Here is a 23,493-nt window from a genome sequence, read left to right as displayed (position 1 = left end):
CCGAACCCGCCCCGTCACCGCATGGCGATGACGGCGGCGGGGCGCGGCGCCGGCGGTGCATCCAGGAAACGCAGCCCCGTCACCCGGAAGCCGTCGCCCTGCCAGGTCATGTCGAAGGCCACCCCGCCTTCCCCCCGGGAAGGTCCATATTCCACCCGGAAGGACGTAAGCCCGAGCGGCCACGCTCCGCGAAGGTTGGTCAGCCCCGCCGGGCTTCCCTCCCCCACGCCACCACGTGCCCGCAGCGCCAGCCAGGCCGCCACCCCCTCGGGCTTCTCCCAGGAGGCCGCCATCCGCCCCGCCATGGCGGTGAGAAAGCGCCGCGCCCCCTCGCCCTGCTCGTCGCGCAACTCCGCCGCCAGCCCCTTGCGCAAGCTCGCCATGGCCGCTGGTCCGTCGAACTGCCGCATCAGTCCCGGCGCATCCACCTGCCCGATCGGCACCGAAAGCCGCACCGCCAGCATCCAGGGCAGCGCCAGCCAGGCCAGCAGCAGCGCCAGCCCCGCGACAACGGCCATCACCACCTGAACCCAGGGCCGCACCCACCGCGCCGGCTCGGAACCGGGCACAGCCTGTCCACCCCCCTGCGGAATTCCTTGCACAGGCCGCGGCGGGACATCTTGCTCCACCACGCGCGCTGCCTGTCCCGGCACCGGCCCCGAAGCTCGGACGCCCCAACCCAGTTCCCAGGACCGCCGCCAGGGCCGGGGCGAGGCTTTCGGCACGCACAGCGCCTGCCGTGCATCGTAATCCGCCCACACCTCATCCCAGATGTCGCCCCGCCGCTTGGCCGCCATGCGCCTGTCCCATTCGTCCAAGGAACAGCGCTATCCTGGCGCCACGTCTCTGTTTTGAGAATGACGCGACGAACCCTACCGAAGCGTTAACGCCTCACCGCAAGCAGCCATCACGCGTGGCGCGCGAGATCCGCCTCAAGCCGCGCCAGCACCGCCGCCAGCGCCGCCACCATCCCGGCGGCCTGCGCATCCGGCCCCAGCGGCCGTTCCGGCGGCACCGGGACCGTCGCCGATTCGGCGAATTGCCCTACCACCCGCGTCCCGAACTGGCTCGTGTCCCGCAGCAGCACCGCCGTCATCGAGGCCACCGCCACCCCGCGCCCGAGATCGACATGCAGCGCCACCAGCTCGGTCTCGAGCAGCAGGTCCGCCTGCCCCCGCGTCCCCGGCGCCAGCACGGCGGTGAACAGCCCAGCATCGACGAGCCAGCGCCGCAGCGATTCCTCCGCCGCCTCGGCCGGCGGGGCCGTCCATTCGGCATAATATTCCACCGCCTCGGTCCCGTCCGGCCGCAGCGAGCGCAGCAGCTTGCTGTCCATCCCGGGCGCCGCCCGCGTGATCCGCATCAGCAGCGTCCGCCGCGCGGTGCGCCGGGCCGGCGGCCCCGGCCGGCGCGGCGAGAGCGGATAGCGCCGCGGCTCCACATAAGGCCGGTCCAGCACCGAGCAGGCCCCCAGCACCAGGGGCGCCACCAGGATCATCCGCCGCCGCATCACCGCCTCTCCCTCGTCCAATCCGGCGCCGGCGGCGGCGCCCCAAGCACGGCCGCGCCCGGCGAACGCCGCAGCAGCTCCGTCGTGTCCCGCAGGTTGCCCGAGGCCGCGCGCAGGTCCCGCAGAGTCGGCGTCAGGTCCACGTTGATATCGCCGATGGCGTTGTTCACGGAGCGCGCTGCCGTTTCGATCTGCGTGATCGCCCCGGGCAGCCGCTGCAGTCCCGCCTGAAGCCGCTCCATCGCCGCATTGGCGTTCCGAAGCGTGCCCTTGACCTCCGGCCCACCGATCAGCGCACGCGCCTCCGCCACCGTCGCCTGCATCTCGGCCGAAAGCGCCGGCAGGTTCAGGTCTCGCACCGCCTGCTGCAGGGTTGCCAGCGTCTCGGTCGCCGCGCGCGAGGCCTGAGCCACGTCGCCGTCATTCACCTGCCGCCGCAGGTCCATGAGCAGCCCCGCCATGTCCGACAGCACCTGCTCGATCGGCAGGCCGCTGATCCGTCGCGCCAGTTCCTCCGCCACATTCGTCACCTGCGCCACCGTGCTCGGCATGGAGGGAATCACCGGATATTCCGGCGTCCAGGGCGGCGCCTCGGCCGGGAAGCGCTCCGGATCGGCGAAGTCCAGCTCCAGATAGCCCACCCCGGTGATGCCCGTGGAGGACAGCCGCGTCCGCAGCCCCAGCTTCACCGCCCTGGCGACATCCGGCGCATCCCGCAGCCGCGTCAGATCGATCGCGAAGCGCACCAGCACGCGCTGGTAGTCCGCGGAAAAGCCCTCTGCAGGCGGCGGATAGGAGGTGGCGACGAGGTTGATCTCGGTCACCTGTCCCAGCTGCACGCCGCGGAACCGCACGGCCGCGCCGATCTCCAGCCCCTGCACGCTCTCGCGCAGATAGGTTTCGAAGGCCTGGGTGTTGCGCCCCAGCTTGCCGGCGGTGAAGAACAGGACGAAGCCCAGCCCCAGCGCCAATCCCACCAGGATCAGGATGCCGACGCGCAGGTAGAGCCCACGGGCGGAGACCGCCATCAGGCGACCTCCCGCCGGAAGAACCGCCGCACCGTGTCGTTCGGCGGATCATCCCGCAGGCGCCGCGGGTCGCCCTCGGCGATCATTCCCTGCGCCTCCTTGTCCAGCATGATGCAGCGATCCCCGATCGCCAGGATCGACTGCAGCTCATGCGTCACCACCACGAAGGTGCTGCCCAGGTCCCGCGCCAGGTCCTTGATGAGCTGATCCAGCCCCGCCGAGGTCACCGGGTCCAGCCCCGCGCTCGGCTCGTCGAGGAACAGGATCGGCGGGTCCAGCGCCATGGCGCGCGCGATCCCCGCCCGCTTGGCCATGCCGCCCGAGATCTCCGCCGGCAGTCGCCCCGCCGCATCGGAAAGCCCCACCAGCCCCAGCTTCACCCGCGCCACCGCTTCCCGCGCCTCGCGCGGCAGGTCGGTATGGGCCTCCAGGGGCAGCATCACATTCTCCAGCAAGGTCATCGAGCCGAAGAGCGCCCCCGACTGCCACATGACGCCCAGCTGGCGGAGCAGGTTGCGCCGCTCGTCGCCGGAGGCCGTGGCCAGCTCCCCGCCCAGGATCGTCACATGCCCGGCCGTCGGCTCGTACAGCCCGATCATCAGCTTCAACAGCGTCGACTTGCCGCAGCCCGAGCCGCCGAGGATGACGAACACCTCCCCCCGAGCCACCTGGAAGGTGACATGGCGGAATAGCACGCGGCTGCCGAAGCCCATGGCCACGTCCCGCACTTCAATCACCGCCCCAGGCACCGCCCCAGGCACTGCCTGCCGCGATGTCGCCGGTGCAACCACCACAAGCTCGCCCATCACCATCCCAGCCGGAAGAACAACACCGCGAATACCCCGTCCAGCATCACCAGCGCCACGATGCCGCCCACCACGGCCGCGGTCGCGGCATCGCCCACGGCACGCGGCCCGCTGCCGGCGGAAAGCCCCGCCCGGCAACCGATCCCGGCGATCACCAGCCCGAACACCGCCGCCTTGCCCAGGCCGCCGAGCATGTCGCTCAGCCCAATCCCGGCATGCAGCTGGTTCAGCACCAGCTGCACCGGGAAGCCCAGGCTCAGCATCACCCCGCCCATGCCCAGCAGCCCGGCCAAGTCCATCACCAGCGCCAGCACCGGCATGGCGATGGTCGCCGCCACCAGCCGCGGCAGCACCAGCATCACCATGGGGTCGATTCCCATGATGCGCAGGGCGCTCACTTCCTCGTTCACCGTCATGGTGCCCAGCTCGGCTGCATAGGCCGAGCCTGTCCGCCCCGCCAGCACCACCCCCGCAAGCAGCGGCCCCAGCTCCCTCAGCAGAGAAATGCCGACCAGCCGAGGGATGAAGATCTCCGCCCCGAACTGCCGCATCGGGATGGAGGACTGGAAGGCCAGGATCACCCCGATCAGCACGCCGAGCAGCAAGGTCAGCCCGAAGGCCCGCGTCCCCACCTCGTCCAGGTGCCGCAGCACGTCGGCGGCCCGCAGATTGCGCGGCCGCCGCAACGCATTCACCACGGTGGATGAGGATTCACCGAGGAAGGCGACCCCATCCGCCGCCGCCTGCATCCGCCCGACGCCCCAGGCGCCAAGCAGCCGCACCAGCCCTAGCCGACGCGCCGGCGGCGCCTGCGGCGCCGGCCTGGCCGCCCCGCGGGACCGCTCCAGCACCGCCGCCACGGGCCGCGACGCGCCCTCGATGGCCACGTCCTTCCCCGCTTCCTCGGCGGCGGCAAGCACCAGGGCCGCGCCGCTCGTGTCCAGCACCGACAGGCGGGAGAGGTCGATGCGACGCGCGCCCTTCGCCGCCGACAGCGCCGGCCGCCAGACGCGCCCCGCCGTCAGGCTCGTCAGCCGCCCTGAGAAGCGCAGCACCTCCCCATCCCGCACCACCTCCGGCGCCTCCCCGCCACCGGCAGGCGCAGGGACGCCACCCCGGTCCGAGGCTGCGGGCACCACGGCACCCCCCGGCTCCGGCGCCGCATCCGGCGCGCGCCCGGGCCCCAGATCCTCCGCCGGCGGCAGAGCCGGGCTGCCGGGCGTCGAAGACCGCTCCGCCGCGCCCTCCTCCCGCCCCGTCCTCCGGTCCCCCTGCCCTTCGCCGACTGGGATTTCCTCGCGCGGCGTCACGCCGGCAGGTCCGGCACCGGCCGCAGCCCGAGCAGTGCCGCCGCACTCCGCGCCGCCTGCGCCCCGCTGAGCCAGGCGCCCGCCAGGGTGCCCGCCAGCGTCGTATGGCAGGCCTCCCCCGCCAGATGCAGCCGCCCCTCGCCAATTGGGGCCGAAAGAGCCTCGCGCGCCCCACCGCATCCCGGCCGGAGTGCCGCATAGGCGCCCCGCGCCCAGGGATCGCGCGCCCAACCAGAAACCACCGCCCCGTCCCGCCGCAGCGCCCGGTCCGCCCGCCCCCCATAGATCCGCCGCAGCTCGGAAAAGGCGAGGTCGACCAGCGCCGCATCCCCCTCCCGCGCCATTTCCCAGGCCAGGGCGCCTCCGGCAAAGCCCTGGAGATGGTCGCGCCCGAAGGGCCAGGCGACGAAGGTCATCGCCCTCTCCCCCTCCTCCAGCCGCCGCTCGATGCCGCCGAAGGCCGGCACGTCCAGCCGGTCATCCCCGGCGGCCCGCAGCCCCACCTTGCTCAGCAGCCCCATGGGAAGGTCATGCGCCGCCTGCGCCGCGGCGCCCGGCAGCGCCGGGTCGAAGCGGATGGCGCCCGAGGCCAGCACGCCGGTCGAAACCGTCACCACCGCCGCCCCGGCCTCCACCACACCGAAGCCGCCCTCGGCCCGCACCCGCCGTCCGCCCCAGGAGATCCGCTCCACCGGCGCTTCCAGCGCCACCGGAAGCCCACGCGCCAGCACCTCGAGCAGATGCCCGCAGCCATCGCGCGGCATCAGGTTCGTCCCATGCAGCAGGGTGGAGAGGTAATCCCCGAGGTCGATGTCCCGCGCCTCTGCCCCCGAGATCACCGGCGCCTCCCAATGGGTGAGCGTCGCATCCCAGAAGCCGCCGCGCGGCGCCGCGTCCGCCAGACTCATGCGCCGAACTTCGGCCGCCGGCCCCGCGGCCGCCAGCCTCACCGCCGCATGCCAGTCCCGCTCCGCCGCCTCGTAATCCCGCAGCTCGGCTGCCCCGGCCCAGCGATCCCCCATCCAGACGCGGGAATCACGCACCGCGTCATGGTCGAACAGCCAAAGGCCGGCCGCCTCGGCCAATGGCATCAGCGGGTTGGATTGCGCCGCATGTAGCCAGGTCGCGCCCATATCGAAGGGCGTGCCGAGGGAATGATCCGTCCGTGCCCGTCCGCCGACGCGCCCGCGCGCCTCCAGCACCCGCACGCGCAGGCCCAGCGACAACGCCTCGCGCGCCGCCGCGATCCCTGCCGCGCCGGCGCCCACCACCAGCAGATCGCAATCCCCCGATACCATTCAGACCAAAGCGCCCAGTGAGGGCAGGGTTTCCCCCAGGGTCGGGCGCCGCACCAGCCCGAACATCCGCCCGCCGTCGTCCTGGCGCATGGCACGTTCCGGCCCATGGAGCGCCGCCCCACGGCGCTTACCTGACGCCAGCGCGCGGACCGCTCAGGCCGCCGGACCTCACGCCGCGATGCGCGGTTCCATCATCGCCGCATGGCGGTCGCGACCGCGGTGAGCTGCCCTCAGTGGAGCACGATGCGCTCGCCCCATTCCCGGTCGCGCTTTCCGCACCTCTCCGTCCGGGCAGGACTTGCCGCGCGGGCCTCCCAAATTTCGGCCCGGGCTCGAAGGTAATCTGCGACAAGACTCCATATCTCGCCCGACTCGACGCTGCCTGATCCCGCCCTGGCGCCCGCAGCCCTTTCTTGCTCCTGCTCAGCCTTCGCCTGTTCGCGGCGACACCGCCGAGCCCGATCCACGAACGCCCTGCTGCTGCTCATGACCCCTCCGCTGACTTTCATGCCACGGCCGCATCGGTGAGGAGACCCGGCCGTGCGGAACTGGTCGCTCCCCCCGAGCCAGGCCCTGTTTCACTGCGGCCGTCTATCCTCCTGGACCTCGATCGCGAGTTGGACGCGGGCCCGCCCGAAGGCGGGGATCACGCCACGCACCCGTGCCGTCCGCACCGCGCCCGAATGGATCAGGCCCGTGATGGCCTGCGCGTCCTCGGATGGAAGCCAACCCAGCGGCCGACCGTCCGGTGAGCGCACCTCGACGCGGCTTCGCCCACGCGGGCACAGATCCAGGCACGCCCCGACGCGCAGCCAACTCAGGGACACCGGATCCCAGCCGATGCTCCCCGTGCCGAGCAGAAAGCTCTCGATCACCGAGCGGGCCGCTCCTCCGCCTTGCCCGCGAGGACCGCTCCAGGTGCGCGGGAAAGCACCTTGAACGCAGCCTCCGTCATCGCCTGCGTGATCCCGAGACTCTCGTTATAGACCTCGGCATAACCAGCCATGACCCGCTTCCAGGAAGCATCCGACCCCTGGCCCCTGGGACCGGCAGGCGTCTGCGGATAGGCATCCAGAGCCGTCCGCGCGATGCCGAAGGTAACCTCCTGTTGGCGCAGGGCCGTCTCACAGAACGCCTCTGCCGCCGCCTGATGGGCCATGAGCAGGCTGCGGTAGGTCTTGAACGCGTGCTCCGTCACGCCGGCCGTGTCGTCTGAACTAGGGAACGGCCAAGCCTTCGCTGCCCAGCGGCGGTCAGTCCAGAATGCGGCGAGATCAGACCAGGCAGCGGAAGCATTTGCTGACACAGCAATATTTTTGGTCTCGCTGGTCTTGGTGTCGCTGGTCTTGGTGTCGCTCTTCTTCGCGGCTTCGAAGTTCATACGGTGGGTTCCCCGGCAGATGTCAGCTGGACTGGCACCTAACTTTCTGATGAGGCGGGTTTGCCTCACGCCGAAGTGTAAGCTGGGTCTTTCAAAATGAACAAGCTGGATTCTGCAGAATAGAATCATGGTTATGAAACCGTAACACACACGGAAGAAACTGAGCTATCCATGCGAAGCTCGCCTCTCCAGCATCTTCCCAGAACCGCGTTCCTCCCCATCTACAGCGCCGACATGCCCAAAGCTGATGGTTCACCCGCCCCCTCCACCATCAGCCCAGGATCCGGGGCCTACCAGCGCACCTCCCAGGCCGTTGCAGCACTCCATCTCGCATCCATGAGGCGCCAGTTCATCGCGATCCGGGAGATCTTTGGAGGGGACCCGCCGCACCGGGCTCGTGAGGCACTTTGGGTCGGGCTGGAGGTCATCCAGGCTGAGCTACGCGGGGAGCGGCTTGCACTCCGGGATCTTGTCGCCCGAGCCGAGGGCCTGCTGAGCGCGCCGACCCTGTCGCGTGTCGTGTCCGAGATGGAGCTGGGCGGAATGCTGGTGTCCGAGCTGGTGCCTTCGGAACAGGGGCGTCTCAAGCTGCTGCGTCCCACGGCGCGTGCCCTCGAGCTCCTCGCGGCGCGGGCGGATGACGCCTTCTCCGAATTCGCCGGGATCGTGCACACAGCCGAGCAGCGTTAGGGTCAGGACCCATTGATATGGGGCAGCGCCTGATCTGATTGGCTGATTTCATGGCCGCTGAAAGTGCTGCCATGGCTGACCTGTTCTGGCTCGAAGGTGCAGATTCCCGCTGTATCGGCTGCACCAAGGGTCATCGCCCTTCGCTACAACCGATGCGCCCACACCTTCGTCTCCGGCATCTGCCTGGCAGCCGTCGCGCTGATCTGGACCAATGAGTCCTGAACCTAGTCCAGCTTCACCCCGGACATCTCCACCAGCCGCCGCCAGAAGGGCGTTTCCCGCTTAATCTGCGCCGCCAGCGCCGCCGGGCTCTCGCTCAGCGCCACGTCATAGCCGAGCGGCTTCAACCGGGCGACGAAAGCCGGATCGGCCGCCACCTGCCGGATCGCCGCCATCAGCCGCTGCACCACCGGCTCGGGCGTTCCCGCCGGCGCCATCAGGGCGTTCCAGGGCGCGATGTTGAGGTTGCCTAGCCCAAGATCCGGGAAATCCCCCATGGCCGGAACATCCGGCGCGAAATCCATCCGCTCCTTGGAGGAGAGCGCCAGCGCCTTGAACTTGCCCGTTTGCACATGCGGCATCAGCGCCGGCGTCACATCGAACATCATGTCGATCGTACCCGAGAGCAGGTCCGCGATAGCCGGCCCGCCGCCGCGATAGGGCACGTGCAGGATGCGCGCGCCCGCCATGGCGTTCACCGCCTCGATGCACAGATGCGATGACGTCCCCGGCCCCGAGGAGCCCATCTTCACTTGGTCCGGATGCGCCTTGGACCAGGCGATCAGCGCCCGGAAATCCGTCCATCCGTTCTTCGCCGCCGTCTCGGCATTCACCACGCAGATCAGCGCGCCATTGGTGATGAGCGTCAGCGGCTGCAGGTCCTTCACCGGATCGAAGGGCAGCTTGCTGTAGAGGAAGGGATAGGCGGTCATCGTCACCCCGCCGATCACCCCGATGACGGTGCCGTCATTCGGCCCCTTCGCCACGGCATCCGTGCCGAGGATGCCGCCCGCGCCGCCGCGGTTCTCCACCACCACATTCTGCCCCAGCGCCGGCCCCAGCCGCTCCGCCACCAGCCGCCCGAGCAGGTCGATCGCGCCGCCTGGCGGGAAGGGCACGATCACCCGCACCGGCCGTCCGCCCGCCACCGGCTGCGCCAGGGCGGGAAGCCCGGCGACCGATGGCATGGCGGCCAGACCGGCGAGAAGGGATCGGCGTCGCAACATGAAGCTCTCCGTCATCATTCCGTAATCGGTGCGCAGCATGGCAACACGCGCGCCGGAAACCTCATGCGAATCCCGGGCCAGGGCAGAACCCCTGCCCTTTATCCGGTGATGCCGATGGACCAGGGGACGAACTCGTTGTTCCCCACCCCCAGCTCCTCGCTCTTGCTCCGCCGCCCGCTGGCCGTCTCCAGCAGAAGCTGGAACACGCGCTCGCCCATCTCCTGGATGGTCGCCTCGCCGTCCAGCACCACGCCGCAGTTGATGTCCATGTCGTCCATCAGCCGCCGGTACATCGGCGTGTTGGTCGCCAGCTTCACCGATGGCACCGGCTTGCAGCCGAACATGGACCCCCGCCCGGTGGTGAAGGCGATCAGATTCGCGCCCCCGGCCACCTGGCCCGTCGCCGAAACCGGGTCGTAGCCCGGCGTGTCCATGAAGATGAAGCCCTTCTGCGTCACCGGCTCGGCATAGCGGTACACTTCCATCAACGGCCCCGTGCCCCCCTTCATCGAGGAGCCCAGCGACTTCTCGATGATGTTCGCCAGGCCCCCCGCTTGGTTGCCCGGGCTCACCTTGCCGTTGATCTGCGTGTCGCGCCCAACCGCATATTCCTCCTTCCACCAGCGCAGCCGCTCGACCAGCTTCTCCCCCACCTCGCGGGAGACCGCGCGCCGCGTCAGCGTATGCTCGACGCCGTTGATCTCCGGCGTCTCCGACAGGATGGCCGTGCCGCCATGCCGCACGAGGACGTCCATCGCAGCACCCAGCGAAGGATTGGCCGTGATGGAGGAAAACCCATCCGACCCGCCGCATTGCAGCCCCACCGTGAGATGCGCCGCGGAAACCGTCTGGCGCGTCACGCGGTTCGCCTCCGGCAGCATCGCCCTCACCGCCGCGATGCCCGCATCGATCGTCTTCCGCGTGCCGCCGACCTCCTGCATCACCATCGGATACAGCTGGGGCCCGGCCGCCAGCTTCTGCTCCTCCAGTAACGCGCCCAGCTGGTTGCGCTCGCAACCCAGCCCGACGATCACCACCCCCGCGATATTCGCGTGCCGCACATAGCCCGCGATGGTCCGCCGCAGCAGCGCCATCGGCTCGCCGGTCATCTCCATGCCGCAGCCCAGCGTATGGCTCAGCGCCACCACGCCATCGACATTCGGGTAATCAGCCAGCCGCTCCGGCGTGAAGTAATCCGCCACCCCGCGCACCACCGTCGCCGAGCAATTCACCGTCGAGGCAATGGCGATGAAGTTCCGCGTCCCGACACGCCCATCCGGCCGCACGATCCCCTGGAAGGTCGCGCGCTCCGCCTCCGGCACATAGGCGACAGGCCTGTAATCCTCGCCATAGGCGTAGTCGCGCTGGAAGTCCTGCATCAGGCAGTTATGCGCATGCACATAGGTGCCGGCGGGAATGTCCTCCCCGGCAAAGCCGATCACCACGTCGTATTTCCGGATGGCGCCGCCCGCCGGAATGTCCATCGTCGCCAGCTTATGCCCGGCCGGCACGTCCTGCCGCGCCACCACATTCTCGCCAGGAATGGCCGTGCCCGCTGAGACCGGCACGCGCGCCACCACCACATTGTCGCGCGGATGCAGCCGGATCGCCGGACCAACCGCGCGCTTCACCGAAAGATCGATCATCGCCCTACTCCACCACCACGCCGGCCTTGCGCACCACCTCGCCCCATCTGGCGATCTCGGCGCGGATGAAGGCCTCGAACTCGTCGGCCGTGTTGCCCACCGGCTCGGCGCCCTGTTCCGTGAGCTTCGCACGGAAGCCTGGCTGCCGCACGGCATCCTGCAGCGCGCCGGAAATCGCCTCTACCGCCGGCCGCGGCGTCCGCCCGGGCGCCACCACGCCGAACCAGGCCACAGCCTGGATATCCGGGAAACCGGCCTCCGCCGTCGTTGGCACATCCGGCAGGGAGGGGCTGCGCCGCGTATCCGTCACCGCCAAGGCCCGCACCCGTTCGTCCTTGATCTGCGGCAGCCCGGAGGGAAGGTTGTCCACCAGGATCTCCACCCGCCCCGCCGCCGCCTCGAGCAGCATTTGCGCCGCGCCCCGAAAGGGCACATGCGTCATGTCCAGCCCAGAGCCGCCCTTCAGCATCTCACCCGTCAGATGCAGGCTCGTGCCCACGCCGGAGGAACCGTAGTTGAACTTCCCCGGCTCTCGCCGCGCCAGCTCCACCAACTCGCCCAGCGTCTTCGCCGGCACCCGGTTCGCGACCATGATGACGTTCGGCACGGTGCAGATGTTGGAGATCGCGGCGAGGTCCCCGGGCTTGTAGGGCATGCTGCGGTACATCGCGTAGTTGATCGCGCCCGTCCCCACCGTCACCAGCCCTATGGCATGGCCGTCAGGCTCCGCCTTCGCCAGCGCATCGGTTCCGATATTGCCGCCGGCCCCGGCGCGGTTCTCCACCACCACCGGCTGCCCCAGCCGGGAGGCGATCGCCTCCGCCGCCATGCGCGACAGCATGTCCGCCGACCCGGCAGGCGTGAAGGGCACGATGAACCGCATGGGCCGAGACGGCCGCCATGCGGCCTGCGCCAGCGCCGGCGCCGCCAAGGCAGCACCACCCAGGCCAACTGCCGCGCCGAGCGCCGCCCGCCGAGAAATCTTCGTCATGGAATGTTCTCCTCTCCCCCGGCGCTGTTCCGCGCCATGTGGTCTCTATCGCCTAGCTCGGCGCCCAGCATCCCGCGCAGATGCCGCTCGTGCCGCTCGATCAGATGCAGCACATGCGCGGCTGCATCCTCGGCATCGCCACGCGCCACCGCCTCCAGCACCGCGCCATGCACGGGCAGGCTGCCGCGCGCCGCATCCGGATACCGCCAGGACAAATTCGTGCTGAAGCGCAGCAGCCGCGCCATCGCGCCGCCCAGCTGGTTCAGGAATCGGTTATGCGTCGCCTCCAGCAGCGCCTCATGGAAGGCGATGTCGGCCGAGACATAATCGCCCTCGCCATCCAGCGCCGCGCCCATCCGCGCCAGCGCCGCCCGCATCGCCGAGACATCCGCCTCCGTCGCCCGCCGCGCCGCAAGCCGCGCCGCCTCCGGCTCGATCATCAGCCGCAGCTCAAGAAGCTCGGTCACGAAGTCCGGCTCCGGCGCGCTTCCGCCCAGCCAGTCCAGCACATCCGGATCCAACAGCTGCCACCGCCCGCGCGGCAGCACGCGCGTCCCCGCGCTGGGGCGGATCGAAACCATCCCCTTGGCCGCCAGCACCTTCATCGCCTCGCGGACCACGGCCCGGCTCACGCCATGCGAGGCCGCCAGCGCATCCTCCACCGGAAGCGCAGCCCCGGCCGCGACCTCACCGCGCAGGATCGCCCGGCCGATCGACTCCGTCACCTGCGACTGTAGGCTCCTGACCCGCAAGAACTCGCCTCCCGTGTTTCATCATATGATGAAACACGTTCCACCCCTCGGCAAGCGGTTTCAGCCCCGGCGCCTTACCGCCCGGCCCCGCGCCCCTCCACGACATGCCGCATGGTCACCGCCCGGGCCACGATGAAGTCGTTGAAGGCGCGGATGCGCGGCAGGTCCTTCAGCTCCTCCCGCGTCAGCAGGAACAGCCGATAGCCGAAATCCGGCATGGGGAAGCACTCCACCAGCTCCGCCTCCGCCGCCGCCATCGCACAGGGCAGCGGCCCCACGCCATTCCCCGCCCGGATGGCGAAGACCATGTTCATGATGCTGCTGCACACGTTCCGCACCATCGCGCCCGGCGCCATCCGCGCCAGCCAGGCAAAGGGGTCCGCCTCCGCCAGCGCCCCGTCCGCCCCGATCAGCCAATGCTCGCCCAGCGCCGCCGCATCGGCGGGAACCCCGCGCCGCGCCGCATAGCTCCGACTGCAATAGACAGCCCAGGGTGAGTCCGCGATCCGCCGCCCGACGATCCCCGCCCCCTCCGGCACCTTGGTCACGCGGATCGCGATGTCGGCCTCTCCCCGCGCCAGATCGAGACGCCGCTCATCCGCAACCATCTCCACCCGGATATCCGGATAGGCGTCCATGAAATCACCGAGCCAGGGGGTGAACACCGCATTGGCCAACCCCTCGGTGGTGGTCACCCGGATCGTGCCGGCCAGCGCCCGCCGGTGCCGCCCGGCGAGTTGGACGAGCGCCTCCGCCTCCTCCCGCACCCGCTCCGCCTGGGGCAGCAGCGCCTGCCCCGCCTCGCTCAGCCGGTAGCCATCCTGCCGCCTGTCGAAAAGCCGCACCCCCAGCGCCGCCTCAAGCGCCGCAACCCGCCGCGCCACCGTGGTCTGGTTCACCCCCAGCACCCGCGCTGCCGCCAGCGTGCTGCCCTCCTGCGCCACCGCCAGAAGCACACGGAGGTCGCCCCATTCGTACATCGGAACAATCTGCACTTTTGCAGAAGCCCTCCGCAAGCATTCCTATCGCGGAACGTAAAGGCGGCCCGCTACATCTCGCGGCGTCCAGGAGAAACCCCGCCATGCTCAGGCTCTACTACGATCCCGTCAGCACCACATCCCGCCCAGTCATGCTTCTCGCCGCCGAGGAGAACATCGCCCTGGACCATGTCCTGCTCGATCTCTCCGCCGGCGACCACCTGACCCCCGAATTCGCCGCCATCAACCCGAACCGCTTCGTTCCCGTGCTGGAGCATGACGGCTTCCGCATGTCCGAATGCTCCGCGATCCTGAAATACTTCGCCGATCTCCACGGCTCCGCCGCCTATCCCACGGAGCTGAAGGCGCGTGCCTCGGTGAACCAGTGGATGGACTGGTTCCTCGGCCTCTTCTCCAAAGATTACAATTACGGCTGCGTCTATCCGCGCCTCCTCCCCGACTACCGCCTCTCGGAAGCCGCGGAAGCGGAACGCCGCGCCTGGCACCTGGCCAGCGCCGCGAAGCGCCTCTCCATCCTCGACGCTCAGCTCGCAAGCGGCGGCCCCTTCATTCTCGGCCCCGCCATCACCCTCGCCGACTATCTCGGCGCCTGCTTCATCACCCTCGGCGAACTCGTCGAGTTCGACCTCACGCCCTGGCCGCATGTCCGCCGCTGGATCGCAACGATGAAGGCACGCCCCAGCTGGGACGAGGTGCATGCCGGCTTCTATGGCTGGCAAGCCGCCCTCCGTGCCCAGGGCGCCATCGCCGCCTAGGCACCCATTGCATCAACCACCAGCAACGCCCGGATGTCCCGCATCCGGCGAAGGAGACCCCATGTCCGATCGCTTCGACATCTATTCGCCCATCCACAAGGGCCTGCGCCTCGCCTCCGCCCGCATGCTGGAGCGCCTCGGCCGCGCCGACTGGTCCGATCCCGCCGAGCGGCAGAACATCCTGGCCGAACTGCGCCACCACCTCTCCCTCGCCAGGGAACATCTGGAACATGAGGATGCCGAGCTGCATGTGATCATCCGCGAGCATGCGCCCGAGCTCGGCCAGGCTCTCGACCACGAGCATCACGACCACCAGATCGCCTTCACCCGGCTGGAGGCCCTGATCCAGGATGTCGAGATCGCGCCGGAATACCGCCGCGCCCACGCCGGCCATGCCCTCTATCTCGCCTTCTCGATCCATTTCGCCGAGGACTTGCTGCACATGGCCAATGAGGAGCAGCAGGCGATGCCTTTCCTGCAGCGTCATTTCCCCGATGAGGAGCTGATGGCGATCGATGGCCGCATCGTCGCCACCATCCCGCCCGAGCGCATGATGGAATACCTGCGCATCATGATCCCGGCCGCGACGCCACAGGGCCGCACCGCCCTGCTCCGCGCCATCCGCGACGGTGCCCCGCCGGAGGTCTTCGCCGGCATCCTGGAAGGTGTCGCACGCCCCGCTCTGGAGCCCCGCGAATGGCACCTCCTCAGCCAGGATCTCGCCCTCGCCGCCTGAACCCGCCCCGCTCCGCCGCACCGCACGGCGGAGCGGACCCTGCCCCCGTCACCCCTGGCGTGGAACCGCCCCCCCTTCCCTGCGTTGGCCCGAAGCCGCCGCCGGACCAAGGGAACGCCCGCCATGCCCCTCCGCCGCCTCCTCCTCGCCGCCACGCTCACCACCACCCTGGCGCTGGCCGCCACCCAGGCCGGCGCCCAGCCCGCCCCCGACACGCTCGCCGCCGTGCGGGCTCGCGGCTCCCTCGCCTGCGCTGTCTCCACCGGCGTCGCCGGCCTCTCCCTTGCCGACAGCCAGGGCCGCTGGACCGGTCTAGACGTGGATTTCTGCCGCGCCGTCGCCGCCGCCGTGCTGGGGGACCCCGAGAAGGTTCGCTTCGTCCCCACTACGCCGCAAACCCGCTTCACCGCCCTGCAATCCGGCGAGGTCGACATCCTCGCCCGCAACACCACCTGGACCACCGCGCGGGACATCGGCATCGGCCTGACCTTCGCCGGCGTGCTGCTGCATGACGGCCAGGGCTTCATCGTGAAGCGCGAGCTGAACGTCACCAGCCTCAAGGAACTCGACGGCGCCACGATCTGCATCCAGCCCGGCAGCACCACCGAGCTGAACCTCGCCGACTGGGCACGCACCAACAGCTTCCGCTTCACCCCCGTGCTGATCGAGAACTATCAGGAGGTGCAACAGGCCTTCTTCTCCGGCCGCTGCGACAGCTACACCACCGACCTCTCCGGTCTCACCTCCATCCGCGCCGGACAGGGCCCGCGCGCGGAGGACTACGTCATCCTCCCCGATGTCATCTCCCGCGAACCGCTCGGCCCCATGGTCCGCAAGGGCGACTGGCGCTGGTTCGACATCGTGCGCTGGACCCTCAACGCCCTCGTCGCCGCCGAGGAGCAGGGCGTCACCCAGGCCAATGCCGAAGCGAAGCGCCAGGACCCTAACCCCGAAACCCAGCGCCTCCTCGGCACCTCCGGGGACTTTGGCCGCCAGCTCGGCCTGGCACCCGACTGGGCCCTCCGCGCCATCCGCACCACCGGCAATTACGGGGAGATGTGGGAGCGCAACCAGGCCCCGCTCGGCGTCCAGCGCGGCGCGAACCGCCTCGCCGCCCAGGGCGGGCTCATGTGGTCGCCGCCCTTCCGCTGAACCCCGGCCCGACCGGCCACAACCGGAAAGCCTGGGCCCATTAGCCCCGGCCGCCAAGCCTTGCGGCGCGGCCCGCTTCCGCCATCATCCGCGCCCCATCGAACAGGCGGACGAACAATGGAATTCCAGGGCAAGCGCGCGGTCGTCATGGGCGGAAGCCGCGGCATCGGCCGCTCCATCGCCCTCGCCTTCGCGAAAGCGGGCGCCGCAGTTGCCATCTGCGCCCGCGGCGCCGGCACGCTCGAGCAGACGCGCCTCGAACTCGCCGCCCAGGGCGCGCAAACCTATGCCGCCCCCTGCGACCTCTCGGATGCCGAAGCCATCGCCCGCTTCGTCCCCGATGCCGCCCAGGCTCTCGGCGGCATCGACATCCTGGTGAACAACGCCTCCGGCTTCGGCCGGGCGGATGACGAGGCCAGCTGGGCCGCCTCCCTCTCGGTGGACGTCATGGCCGTGGTCCGTGCCAGCCACGCCGCGCTGCCCTGGCTCGAGAAATCCGGCCCCGGCGCCAGCATCGTCAACATCGCCTCGATCTCCGCCTTGCGCGCGACCAAGCGCAACCCGCCCTATGCGGCGGTGAAGGCGGCGGTGATGCAATATACGTCCAGCCAGGCGCGCATCCTCGCGGCGCAGGGCATCCGCGCGAATTGCGTCGCCCCCGGCTCCATCGAATTCCCGGGCGGCACCTGGGAACGCCGCCGCACGGAGGATCCCGGCCTCTACAACGCCACCCTCGCCCAGATCCCCTTCGGCCGCCTCGGCCATCCCGAGGAAGTCGCCGAAGTCGTCCTCTTCCTCGCCTCCCCCCGCGCCAGCTGGGTCACAGGTCAGAGCATCGTGGTCGATGGCGGGCAGCTCCTCGGCCCCTGAGCCGCGGCGACAGCGCTCCAAGATGGGCCCCGGGGGCACCACGGCGCCCCCGAAGCCCTCAGCAGCCCCAGCCTCAGTCGAGCGTCGCGCCCGACTCCTCCACCAGCCGCTTCCACAGCTGGTCCTGCTGCTGCAGATACGCGCCATAGGCGGCGGGCGTCTCGTCCCAGATCGGGGTGAAGCCCAGCGGCTCCATCCGCGCCTTGAACTCCGGCCCCTTCACCACCTGCAGGATGGAGGAATGCAGCTTGTCGAGGACCGGCTGCGGCGTGCCCGCCGGCGCATTCACCGCGTACCAGCTCTGCATGTCGATGCCGGAATTGGGCAGCAGCTCCTTCATGCCCGGCACGTCCTTCAGCTCCGGCACATAGGCCACGCGATCGGCGCTCCCCACGGCCAGCGCCCGGAAGCGGCCCTCGCGCACATGCGGCATCAGCGCCGGAATCACGTCGAACATCATGTCGATGTTGCCCGAGACCAGATCCGTGATGGCCGGCCCGCCGCCACGATAGGGCACATGGGTGATGTCGATGCCCGCCGCCCGGCAGACGGTGGAAAGGGTGATGTGGCTCACCGTCCCGGTGCCCGAGGACCCCATGGTGATCTTCCCCGGATCCTTCTTCGCCGCCGCGACCAGATCCGCGAAGTTCCGCCAGGGGCGCTGCGCATTCACCACCAGCAGCACCGTGCCCGTGGTCACCCGGGTGACCGGCGTCAGGTCCTTCAGCGGCTCGAACTGCATGGAACGGCGATACAGGTACTTGTTCGCGGCCATGATCGAGACGGAGGTGAGCAGGACCGTGTAGCCGTCCTTCTCCGCCTTCGCGACGTAATCTGCGCCGATATTGCCGCCCGCGCCGCCGCGGTTGTCCACCACCACGGTCTGCCCCAGCACCGGCTGCAGCTTCTCGGCCAGCAGCCGCCCGGTGATGTCCACCGCCCCGCCTGGCGCATAGGGCACCACGACCCGCAGCGACCGGCTGGGGAACGGCGCCTGGGCCAGCGCAGGCAAGGCGAGTGGCGAGGCAGCGGCGGCGCCCAGCAGGACGCGACGACGGATGTTCATGGGCAATGGCTCCGGAATGTGTGATGTCGCGGTCATGTCGCGCCGTCCGGCCTCTGGGGCAAGCCCAGAAGACACCGCCGAAACGTTCGGCCCTACGCAACAGCGTGAGCGTGAACCCCGCGAAGCCGGGAAAAGCCCTCCGCAACCCGCAGAAGCCGGCCCGGGGCCGGACCCCGGCCTGTTACCGGGTCAAGCCGCGCCCGCGGCCGCCTGGGGGCTCCGCCGCACGCTCTCGATCGCCGCCGCCAGCTCGTCGATCCGGTAGGGCTTCGGCAGCACCCGGATTCCCTCCGCCTCGGCCCCGTTTCGCGCGGCCTCCGCATAGCCGCTGGTGAGCAGCACCGGCAGGCCCTGCCGCTGCGCCCGGATCTCCCGCGCCAACTCCAGCCCGTTCATCCCGCCCGGCATTATGATGTCCGACAGCACGATGTCGATGTCCCGCCCATTGGCCAAGGCGCCCAGCGCCGCCGCCGCGCTCCCCGCCTGGGTTACCTCATAGCCCAGGTGGTCCAGCATGCCCGCCACCAATGCCGCCACCTCCTCGTCATCCTCGACGAGCAGCACGCATCCCCTGCCGGAAGCCGGCGCCCGGTGCGTGTTCAGGTTGATCAGATGGTGCTGGTCCGGCAGCGCCGCCTTGGTCGAGCGCGGCAACATGAGCATGACCGTCGTGCCCCGCCCGGGCTCGGAATCGATCCGCGCCCCGCCGCCCGACTGCTGCGCGAAGCCATAGGCCTGTGCAAGCCCGAGCCCCGAGCCCTTGCCCACCTCCTTGGTGGTGAAGAAGGGCTCGAAGGCATGCGCCCGCACCTCCGGCGACATGCCCGTCCCGGTATCGACCACCGAGAGCCGCACGAAATCGCCCTCCAGCGTGCCGTCCCGCCAGCCCGCCAGGTTCTCCCCGCGGATGACGATCGTTCCGCCCGTGGGCATGGCGTCGCGCGCATTCACCGCCAGGTTCAGCACCACCAGCTCCAGCTCCCCCGGATCGACCTCCGTCACCCAGAGACCCTCAGGGAACTCCAGCCGCACATGCACGTCACCCCGCAGGCTGCGGTCCAGCAGCTCCTGCATGCCGCCGATCTGCCGCGCCAGGTCCACCGGCTCCGGCCGCAGCGCCTGCCGCCGCGCGAAGGCCAGCAACTGCCGCGTCAGCCCGCTGCCGCGCTGCGCCGCCTGGCGCATCCCGTCGATCAGCCGCCGCCGCCGCGCCGGGTCGTCCTTGCGCTCCAGCATGTCCAGCCCGCCGGAGATCACCATCAGCAGGTTGTTGAAGTCATGCGCGACGCCGCCGGTCAGCTGCCCGATCGCCTCGATCTTCTGCGCCTGGCGCAGCGTCTCCTCGATCCGCGCCCGCTCCTCGATCTGGGTGCGCAGCGCGATATTCGCCGCCTCCAGCTGCCGCGTGCGCGCCCCGACCAACGCCTCCAGTTCCTGCGCCGCCTGCTCTTGCCCCACCAGCAGCGACCGCATCTCGTATTGCCGCGCACGCGCCCGCAGCGCCGCCTGCATCGTGCTCGTCAGCGTGATCGCCCGCAGCGGTCGCTCGAGGAAGGAAAGGTTCCGCAGCACCCCGGCCAGCCGCTCGCGCCAGACGCCCACCGTCGGCTGCGGCTGCGGGCTGGTCAGCACCACGAAGGGCAAGTCGGACCAGGCCGGCTGCCCTGCCACCCATTCGGCGAGCGGCGAGAGATCCTGGCCGAACAGCCCCTCCTCCGTCGCCAGGACAACTGCCGCCCCCTCCTCGATCCGTGCGAGCAGGTCCGCGAAGCTTGCGCAGATCTCGGCCTCCAGCCCCAGGCGCCGCAGCAGCTCTGCCGTGGCAGGCCCGTCCCGCCCGACAGGCGCCAGAACCAGCACGCGCATGCTGCCGCTGTCAGCCATGGCCGGGCTGGATTCCCGTCAGCAGCGGCTCGCTATTCCCGGTGTAATGCGGCGTGCCCGCGAAGATCCCGCTGAACCCCTCCAGCGGCGGCCCCAGCGAAATGCCCTGCGCGCTGAGCTTGAACTCCCGGATCGTGTGCTCGTGATTGCCGCTCCGCTTCTTCACGACCGACAGCGCGCGCCGCACCATTCCGCCATATTCGAAGTAGCGCAGCATGATGACCGCATCGCTGAGGTAGCTGATGTCGAGCGGCGTATCCATCGGCCCGACCAGCCCATGCTGCGCGAGCACAAGAATGGTCAGCACCCCCTTCTGGCTCAGATAGCTCAGCAGCTCATGCATCTGCAGGATCAGGAAGCGCCCGTCCGGCATGGCATTGAGATAGCCGTTGAGGCTGTCGATCACTACGACCCGCGCCTGACCGTCCTCCACCTGGCGCCGGACCGCCGCCGCGAACTCGCCCGGGGAAAGCTCGGCCGGATCGATCTGCTGGAAATGGATCAGCCCGGTATCGAGCGCCTTCTGCAACGGCAGCCCGAGCGTCCGCGCCCGTGCCTCCAGCGTCCCCCGCCCCTCGTCGAAAGCGAAGAAGGCCGAGTGCTCGCCGCGCTCCGCCGCCGCAATCGCATAGCTCAGCGCGACCGAGGACTTGCCCACGCCGGCGGCCCCGATCAGCAACGCGTTGGTGCCGCGCTCCAGCCCGCCGCCGAGAAGCCGATCCAGCTCCGCGTTCCCGCTCGCGGTGAAACTGCCTTCGAAGCTCTCGTGATGCTCGGCCGCCACCAACCGTGGATAGATCGCAAGCCCGCCCTTCTCGATGGTGAAGTCGTGGAATCCGCCGCGGAACTGGATGCCGCGCATCTTCACCACCCGCAGCCGCCGCCGCTCCGCGCCATATTCGACCGCCAGCTGCTCCAGCAGCACCACGCCATGCGAGATCGAATGCAGCTGCAGGTCGTTGTCATGGGAGGACAAGTCGTCCAGCAGGACGATCGTGCAGCGCCGGCTGGCGAAAAAGTGCTTGATCGCCAGCACCTGCCGCCGGTACCGCAGCGCGCTCTGCGCCAGCAGCCGCAGCTCGGACAGGCTGTCGATCACCACGCGGGAGGGGTTTGACTCCTTCACATGGTTGAAGATGAGGTTGGTGGTCTCGTTCAGCTCCATCTCGGCCGGATGCAGCACAGTCAGCTCGCGGTCAGGGTCGAGGCTCGTCTCGGGTGGCACCAGCTCGAACACATCCACCCCGTCGAGCGACCAGCCATGCCGCTTGGCCACCAGCGCCAGCTCCCGCCGCGTCTCCGACAGGGTGATGTAGAGCACGCGCTCGCCCTGCCGTGCGCCTTCCCGCAGGAACTGAAGCGCAAGGGTCGTCTTCCCCGTGCCGGGACGCCCCTCGTAGAGATACATCCGATCCGGATCGAGCCCGCCGCCCAGGATGTCGTCGAGCCCCTCGCTACCGGTTGAAATCCGGGGCGGGTCCTCGGCGGGGCCCACAGGCCCGGAGCCCTTGGAATCGGGCGGCTCGCTCATGCATTCTCCCTGGTGCTTCTAACAGGCGCACCCCCGGTCAACGTGGAACCTTCACCACCGGCTGCACGAAGGTTTCGCCGGCCAATACGCAACATGCGCAAGACCTAACCGAAGCGGCACGGCCCCGAAATACCTCCGCGGCCTCCGAGGCGCCCTTGCGCGGTCACGTCCGGCGGCGCCGCCCGCCGCCAGGGCCCGGCAACCCGCCGCCCGCCCGCGCCTTACCCATCGGCAGCCCGCCGGCCCGCCCTCAGGCAGCCTCCCCGGCGGCCGAGGATGAGCCAGCCCATGCCCGATTCGCCCCCTACTGTCGCTCCACCCAGGCCGGACAGCCTCAGCCACTCCCTGAAGCGCAACATCCAGGCGCTGGAGGATCGCCGCCGCCAGGAAGCCGCCAGCGCCACGCGGGAGGAGAAGATCGCCGAGGCCATCACCTCCTTCACCGGCAGCATGCGCTTCGTCTATCTGCACCTGGCCCTCTACGGCGCCTGGATCCTGGTCAATCTCGGAGTCATTCCCGGCGTGCCGCGCTTTGATCCCTCCTTCGTGGTCCTGGCCATGGTTGCCTCGGTGGAGGCCATCTTCCTTTCCACCTTCGTCCTCATCAGCCAGAACCGCATGGCCGCCGCCGCCGACAAGCGCGCCGATCTCGACCTGCAGATCAGCCTTCTGGCCGAGCACGAGTTGACCACCCTGACCGAGCTCGTCTCCGCCATCGCCGCGCGCCTGGACATCAAGGCCGATGCCAATCCCGATATCCAGGAAGCGAAGAAGGACATCGCCCCGGAAGCCGTGCTGGATGAGATCGAGGCACGCCAGGGCAAGCGGGAGCAATCGACCTGACCCCGTCCCTGGACGAGCGCCCCTGCATCAAGATCTGCCGCTATGACGACGACACCGCCTGGTGCCTCGGCTGCGGCATGACGAAACCGGAGAAGAAGGCCTGGAAGCGCATCCCCGGTTATCGCAGGGCAATCCGCGCAGCCCTTGCCCTCCGCCTCGCCGCCTTGGCCGCCGAGGGCCATCCCACCGGGTCCGCCGCGGACGAAAAGCGCCGCAAGGACTGATCCCCGCCGACTGACCCCCGCCCTGAGGCCAGCCCCCTAGCGCTGCACCGAAAGCGCGTGGATCAGCACCGCCGCCGCCACCGAGACATTCAGGCTCTCCACCCGCCCCGATCCCGGCAGCGTCACCCGCGCATCGCAGGCCGCTGCCGTGCGCTCCGCCACCCCGCGCTCCTCGTTCCCCAGCACCAGCGCCACGCAATCGCGCGGCCCCAGCTTTCCCAGGATCGCCTCCGGCGCCACCCCGCCCGAAGCCACCGCCGCCACCGTCATCACCCCCAGCTGCGGCAGCGCCGAGGCGACATCCGGCACGGACCAGAAGCTCAGCACCTCCAGCCCGCCCTCGCTCGTCCGCCAGGCCGCATCCGAAAGCCCCGCCTGCCGCGGATCCCCGGACACCACCATCCCGATGCAGCCGAAAAAGGCCGCCGAACGCGCGATCGCCCCCAGATTATGCGGGTTGGAAACCCCATCCAGCACCGGCAGCACCGGCGCAGCCCGCAGCGCGGGCGCCAGCGGCAACACAAGCTGCGGCACCCGCCTCCGCGCCGTCACCGCCACGATCCCGCCGTGGTGAACGGTGCCCGCCACCCGCGCCAGCTCATCCTCCCCCACTTCCCGGTAGGGCTTACGCTGCTCCGCCATCACCGCGCAGAAAGGATTGGCCTCCCGCCGCCGCGAAGGCAGGTGAAACAATCGCAGCACGTCCCTTGGCCGCCGCGCGAAGACGGCCGAAACGGCGGCCACGCCACAGATCCGGTCCGGCTCCGGCGGCCGGGGCGGCCGCGGGGCCTGGGGA

Annotated in this window: 24 protein-coding genes; 7 read left to right on the top strand and 17 right to left on the bottom strand. The window is 69.9% G+C overall.

All coding sequences use genetic code 11. The features are described from left to right. Positions 1-14: 14 nt before the first annotated feature. From GSE44_RS18390 to GSE44_RS18355, 8 genes are all read right to left on the bottom strand, one after another. Positions 15-818, bottom strand: coding sequence for a hypothetical protein (locus GSE44_RS18390; RefSeq protein WP_159350291.1), 804 nt, complete (start codon positions 816-818; stop codon positions 15-17). 89 nt (positions 819-907) lie between these two features. Continuing rightward, positions 908-1,510 carry an ABC-type transport auxiliary lipoprotein family protein gene (locus tag GSE44_RS18385; RefSeq protein WP_159350290.1) on the bottom strand — a complete coding sequence of 201 codons (603 nt, stop codon included), beginning with the start codon at positions 1,508-1,510 and terminating at the stop codon, positions 908-910. Beyond that, positions 1,510-2,538 carry an MlaD family protein gene (locus GSE44_RS18380; RefSeq protein WP_159350289.1) on the bottom strand — a complete coding sequence of 343 codons (1,029 nt, stop codon included), beginning with the start codon at positions 2,536-2,538 and terminating at the stop codon, positions 1,510-1,512. The genes GSE44_RS18385 and GSE44_RS18380 overlap by 1 nt, the downstream gene beginning before the upstream one ends. After that, a complete protein-coding gene (locus tag GSE44_RS18375) occupies positions 2,538-3,344 on the bottom strand; it encodes an ABC transporter ATP-binding protein (protein ID WP_159350288.1) in 807 nt (268 codons plus the stop codon). Before GSE44_RS18375 ends, GSE44_RS18380 begins: the two co-directional genes overlap by 1 nt. Beyond that, complete coding sequence (locus tag GSE44_RS18370) at positions 3,344-4,654, bottom strand: ABC transporter permease (protein ID WP_235924929.1); 1,311 nt, start codon at positions 4,652-4,654, stop codon at positions 3,344-3,346. Before GSE44_RS18370 ends, GSE44_RS18375 begins: the two co-directional genes overlap by 1 nt. Beyond that, positions 4,651-5,952 (bottom strand): flavin monoamine oxidase family protein, encoded by a 1,302-nt coding sequence (locus GSE44_RS18365; protein ID WP_159350287.1) that lies wholly within the window; start codon positions 5,950-5,952, stop codon positions 4,651-4,653. Before GSE44_RS18365 ends, GSE44_RS18370 begins: the two co-directional genes overlap by 4 nt. A 578-nt stretch (positions 5,953-6,530) precedes the next feature. Then, positions 6,531-6,827 carry a hypothetical protein gene (locus GSE44_RS18360; protein ID WP_159350286.1) on the bottom strand — a complete coding sequence of 99 codons (297 nt, stop codon included), beginning with the start codon at positions 6,825-6,827 and terminating at the stop codon, positions 6,531-6,533. Further along, positions 6,824-7,333 (bottom strand): hypothetical protein, encoded by a 510-nt coding sequence (locus tag GSE44_RS18355; protein WP_159350285.1) that lies wholly within the window; start codon positions 7,331-7,333, stop codon positions 6,824-6,826. The genes GSE44_RS18360 and GSE44_RS18355 overlap by 4 nt, the downstream gene beginning before the upstream one ends. A 336-nt stretch (positions 7,334-7,669) precedes the next feature. Here GSE44_RS18355 and GSE44_RS18350 point away from each other — a divergent pair, with 336 nt between their 5' ends. Continuing rightward, positions 7,670-8,023 carry a hypothetical protein gene (locus GSE44_RS18350; protein ID WP_159350284.1) on the top strand — a complete coding sequence of 118 codons (354 nt, stop codon included), beginning with the start codon at positions 7,670-7,672 and terminating at the stop codon, positions 8,021-8,023. A 224-nt stretch (positions 8,024-8,247) separates the two neighbouring features. Here GSE44_RS18350 and GSE44_RS18345 read toward each other — a convergent pair whose 3' ends face one another. From GSE44_RS18345 to GSE44_RS18325, 5 genes are all read right to left on the bottom strand, one after another. Continuing rightward, the gene (locus GSE44_RS18345) at positions 8,248-9,249 is read right to left on the bottom strand and encodes a Bug family tripartite tricarboxylate transporter substrate binding protein (RefSeq protein WP_201306133.1); all 1,002 of its coding nucleotides are present in this window, start codon (positions 9,247-9,249) and stop codon (positions 8,248-8,250) included. Between the two features lie 98 nt (positions 9,250-9,347). Next, positions 9,348-10,895, bottom strand: coding sequence for a UxaA family hydrolase (locus GSE44_RS18340; RefSeq protein WP_159350283.1), 1,548 nt, complete (start codon positions 10,893-10,895; stop codon positions 9,348-9,350). A 4-nt stretch (positions 10,896-10,899) separates the two neighbouring features. Beyond that, positions 10,900-11,886: a Bug family tripartite tricarboxylate transporter substrate binding protein gene (locus tag GSE44_RS18335; protein WP_159350282.1), complete on the bottom strand. Its 987-nt coding sequence runs from the start codon at positions 11,884-11,886 to the stop codon at positions 10,900-10,902. Then, the gene (locus GSE44_RS18330; protein WP_201306132.1) at positions 11,883-12,611 is read right to left on the bottom strand and encodes a FadR/GntR family transcriptional regulator; all 729 of its coding nucleotides are present in this window, start codon (positions 12,609-12,611) and stop codon (positions 11,883-11,885) included. Before GSE44_RS18330 ends, GSE44_RS18335 begins: the two co-directional genes overlap by 4 nt. 101 nt (positions 12,612-12,712) lie before the next feature. Further along, positions 12,713-13,633 (bottom strand): LysR family transcriptional regulator, encoded by a 921-nt coding sequence (locus GSE44_RS18325; protein ID WP_159350280.1) that lies wholly within the window; start codon positions 13,631-13,633, stop codon positions 12,713-12,715. A gap of 86 nt (positions 13,634-13,719) precedes the next feature. Between GSE44_RS18325 and GSE44_RS18320 the strand changes: the two genes are divergently transcribed. The 4 genes from GSE44_RS18320 (at position 13,720) to GSE44_RS18305 (ending at position 17,149) form a co-directional block, all read left to right on the top strand. Then, the gene (locus tag GSE44_RS18320) at positions 13,720-14,391 is read left to right on the top strand and encodes a glutathione S-transferase family protein (protein WP_159350279.1); all 672 of its coding nucleotides are present in this window, start codon (positions 13,720-13,722) and stop codon (positions 14,389-14,391) included. A gap of 61 nt (positions 14,392-14,452) precedes the next feature. After that, positions 14,453-15,127: a hemerythrin domain-containing protein gene (locus GSE44_RS18315; RefSeq protein ID WP_159350278.1), complete on the top strand. Its 675-nt coding sequence runs from the start codon at positions 14,453-14,455 to the stop codon at positions 15,125-15,127. Positions 15,128-15,250: 123 nt separating this feature from the next. After that, entirely contained in the window at positions 15,251-16,279 is a 1,029-nt protein-coding gene (locus GSE44_RS18310) for an amino acid ABC transporter substrate-binding protein (protein ID WP_159350277.1), read from the top strand. 117 nt (positions 16,280-16,396) lie between these two features. Continuing rightward, the gene (locus GSE44_RS18305; RefSeq protein ID WP_159350276.1) at positions 16,397-17,149 is read left to right on the top strand and encodes an SDR family NAD(P)-dependent oxidoreductase; all 753 of its coding nucleotides are present in this window, start codon (positions 16,397-16,399) and stop codon (positions 17,147-17,149) included. Positions 17,150-17,222: 73 nt separating this feature from the next. On the opposite strand, the gene GSE44_RS18300 is transcribed toward GSE44_RS18305, so the two are convergent. The 3 genes from GSE44_RS18300 to GSE44_RS18290 all read right to left on the bottom strand — a co-directional run bounded on the left by GSE44_RS18300 (position 17,223) and on the right by GSE44_RS18290 (position 21,630). After that, positions 17,223-18,215, bottom strand: a complete 993-nt coding sequence (locus GSE44_RS18300) for a Bug family tripartite tricarboxylate transporter substrate binding protein (protein ID WP_159350275.1) — start codon at positions 18,213-18,215, stop codon at positions 17,223-17,225. A gap of 189 nt (positions 18,216-18,404) precedes the next feature. After that, complete coding sequence (locus GSE44_RS18295) at positions 18,405-20,099, bottom strand: ATP-binding protein (RefSeq protein WP_159350274.1); 1,695 nt, start codon at positions 20,097-20,099, stop codon at positions 18,405-18,407. Beyond that, positions 20,092-21,630 carry an ATPase domain-containing protein gene (locus GSE44_RS18290; RefSeq protein WP_159350273.1) on the bottom strand — a complete coding sequence of 513 codons (1,539 nt, stop codon included), beginning with the start codon at positions 21,628-21,630 and terminating at the stop codon, positions 20,092-20,094. The genes GSE44_RS18295 and GSE44_RS18290 overlap by 8 nt, the downstream gene beginning before the upstream one ends. A gap of 288 nt (positions 21,631-21,918) precedes the next feature. Between GSE44_RS18290 and GSE44_RS18285 the strand changes: the two genes are divergently transcribed. Both GSE44_RS18285 and GSE44_RS25785 read left to right on the top strand, forming a co-directional pair. Further along, on the top strand, positions 21,919-22,473 hold the full coding sequence (locus GSE44_RS18285) for a DUF1003 domain-containing protein (protein ID WP_201306131.1): 555 nt from the start codon (positions 21,919-21,921) through the stop codon (positions 22,471-22,473). Next, positions 22,464-22,697, top strand: coding sequence for a DUF1289 domain-containing protein (locus GSE44_RS25785; RefSeq protein WP_201306134.1), 234 nt, complete (start codon positions 22,464-22,466; stop codon positions 22,695-22,697). The genes GSE44_RS18285 and GSE44_RS25785 overlap by 10 nt, the downstream gene beginning before the upstream one ends. 36 nt (positions 22,698-22,733) lie before the next feature. Here the strand turns inward: GSE44_RS25785 and GSE44_RS18275 are convergent, their stop codons facing one another. Further along, entirely contained in the window at positions 22,734-23,441 is a 708-nt protein-coding gene (locus GSE44_RS18275) for a TrmH family RNA methyltransferase (RefSeq protein ID WP_235924926.1), read from the bottom strand. Between the last annotated feature and the right edge of the window lie 52 nt (positions 23,442-23,493).

This window comes from Muricoccus harenae, from assembly GCF_009848505.1.
In the GTDB taxonomy this organism is placed as follows: Bacteria; Pseudomonadota; Alphaproteobacteria; order Acetobacterales; family Acetobacteraceae; genus Roseomonas; species Roseomonas harenae.
The sequence above is the reverse complement of the archived record's forward strand: the minus strand, read 5'-3'. Positions and strand labels throughout refer to the sequence as shown.

What these genes read in the sequence shown, in the direction of transcription:
- GSE44_RS18385 (WP_159350290.1), bottom strand. Translation starts at nt 1,510, where the DNA reads ATGCGGCGGCGGATGATCCTGGTGGCGCCCCTGGTGCTGGGGGCCTGC.
- GSE44_RS18380 (WP_159350289.1), bottom strand. Translation starts at nt 2,538, where the DNA reads ATGGCGGTCTCCGCCCGTGGGCTCTACCTGCGCGTCGGCATCCTGATC.
- GSE44_RS18375 (WP_159350288.1), bottom strand. Translation starts at nt 3,344, where the DNA reads ATGGGCGAGCTTGTGGTGGTTGCACCGGCGACATCGCGGCAGGCAGTG.
- GSE44_RS18365 (WP_159350287.1), bottom strand. Translation starts at nt 5,952, where the DNA reads ATGGTATCGGGGGATTGCGATCTGCTGGTGGTGGGCGCCGGCGCGGCA.
- GSE44_RS18355 (WP_159350285.1), bottom strand. Translation starts at nt 7,333, where the DNA reads ATGAACTTCGAAGCCGCGAAGAAGAGCGACACCAAGACCAGCGACACC.
- GSE44_RS18350 (WP_159350284.1), top strand. Translation starts at nt 7,670, where the DNA reads ATGAGGCGCCAGTTCATCGCGATCCGGGAGATCTTTGGAGGGGACCCG.
- GSE44_RS18345 (WP_201306133.1), bottom strand. Translation starts at nt 9,249, where the DNA reads ATGTTGCGACGCCGATCCCTTCTCGCCGGTCTGGCCGCCATGCCATCG.
- GSE44_RS18340 (WP_159350283.1), bottom strand. Translation starts at nt 10,895, where the DNA reads ATGATCGATCTTTCGGTGAAGCGCGCGGTTGGTCCGGCGATCCGGCTG.
- GSE44_RS18335 (WP_159350282.1), bottom strand. Translation starts at nt 11,886, where the DNA reads ATGACGAAGATTTCTCGGCGGGCGGCGCTCGGCGCGGCAGTTGGCCTG.
- GSE44_RS18320 (WP_159350279.1), top strand. Translation starts at nt 13,720, where the DNA reads ATGCTCAGGCTCTACTACGATCCCGTCAGCACCACATCCCGCCCAGTC.
- GSE44_RS18315 (WP_159350278.1), top strand. Translation starts at nt 14,453, where the DNA reads ATGTCCGATCGCTTCGACATCTATTCGCCCATCCACAAGGGCCTGCGC.
- GSE44_RS18310 (WP_159350277.1), top strand. Translation starts at nt 15,251, where the DNA reads ATGCCCCTCCGCCGCCTCCTCCTCGCCGCCACGCTCACCACCACCCTG.
- GSE44_RS18305 (WP_159350276.1), top strand. Translation starts at nt 16,397, where the DNA reads ATGGAATTCCAGGGCAAGCGCGCGGTCGTCATGGGCGGAAGCCGCGGC.
- GSE44_RS18300 (WP_159350275.1), bottom strand. Translation starts at nt 18,215, where the DNA reads ATGAACATCCGTCGTCGCGTCCTGCTGGGCGCCGCCGCTGCCTCGCCA.
- GSE44_RS18295 (WP_159350274.1), bottom strand. Translation starts at nt 20,099, where the DNA reads ATGGCTGACAGCGGCAGCATGCGCGTGCTGGTTCTGGCGCCTGTCGGG.
- GSE44_RS18290 (WP_159350273.1), bottom strand. Translation starts at nt 21,630, where the DNA reads ATGAGCGAGCCGCCCGATTCCAAGGGCTCCGGGCCTGTGGGCCCCGCC.
- GSE44_RS18285 (WP_201306131.1), top strand. Translation starts at nt 21,919, where the DNA reads ATGCCCGATTCGCCCCCTACTGTCGCTCCACCCAGGCCGGACAGCCTC.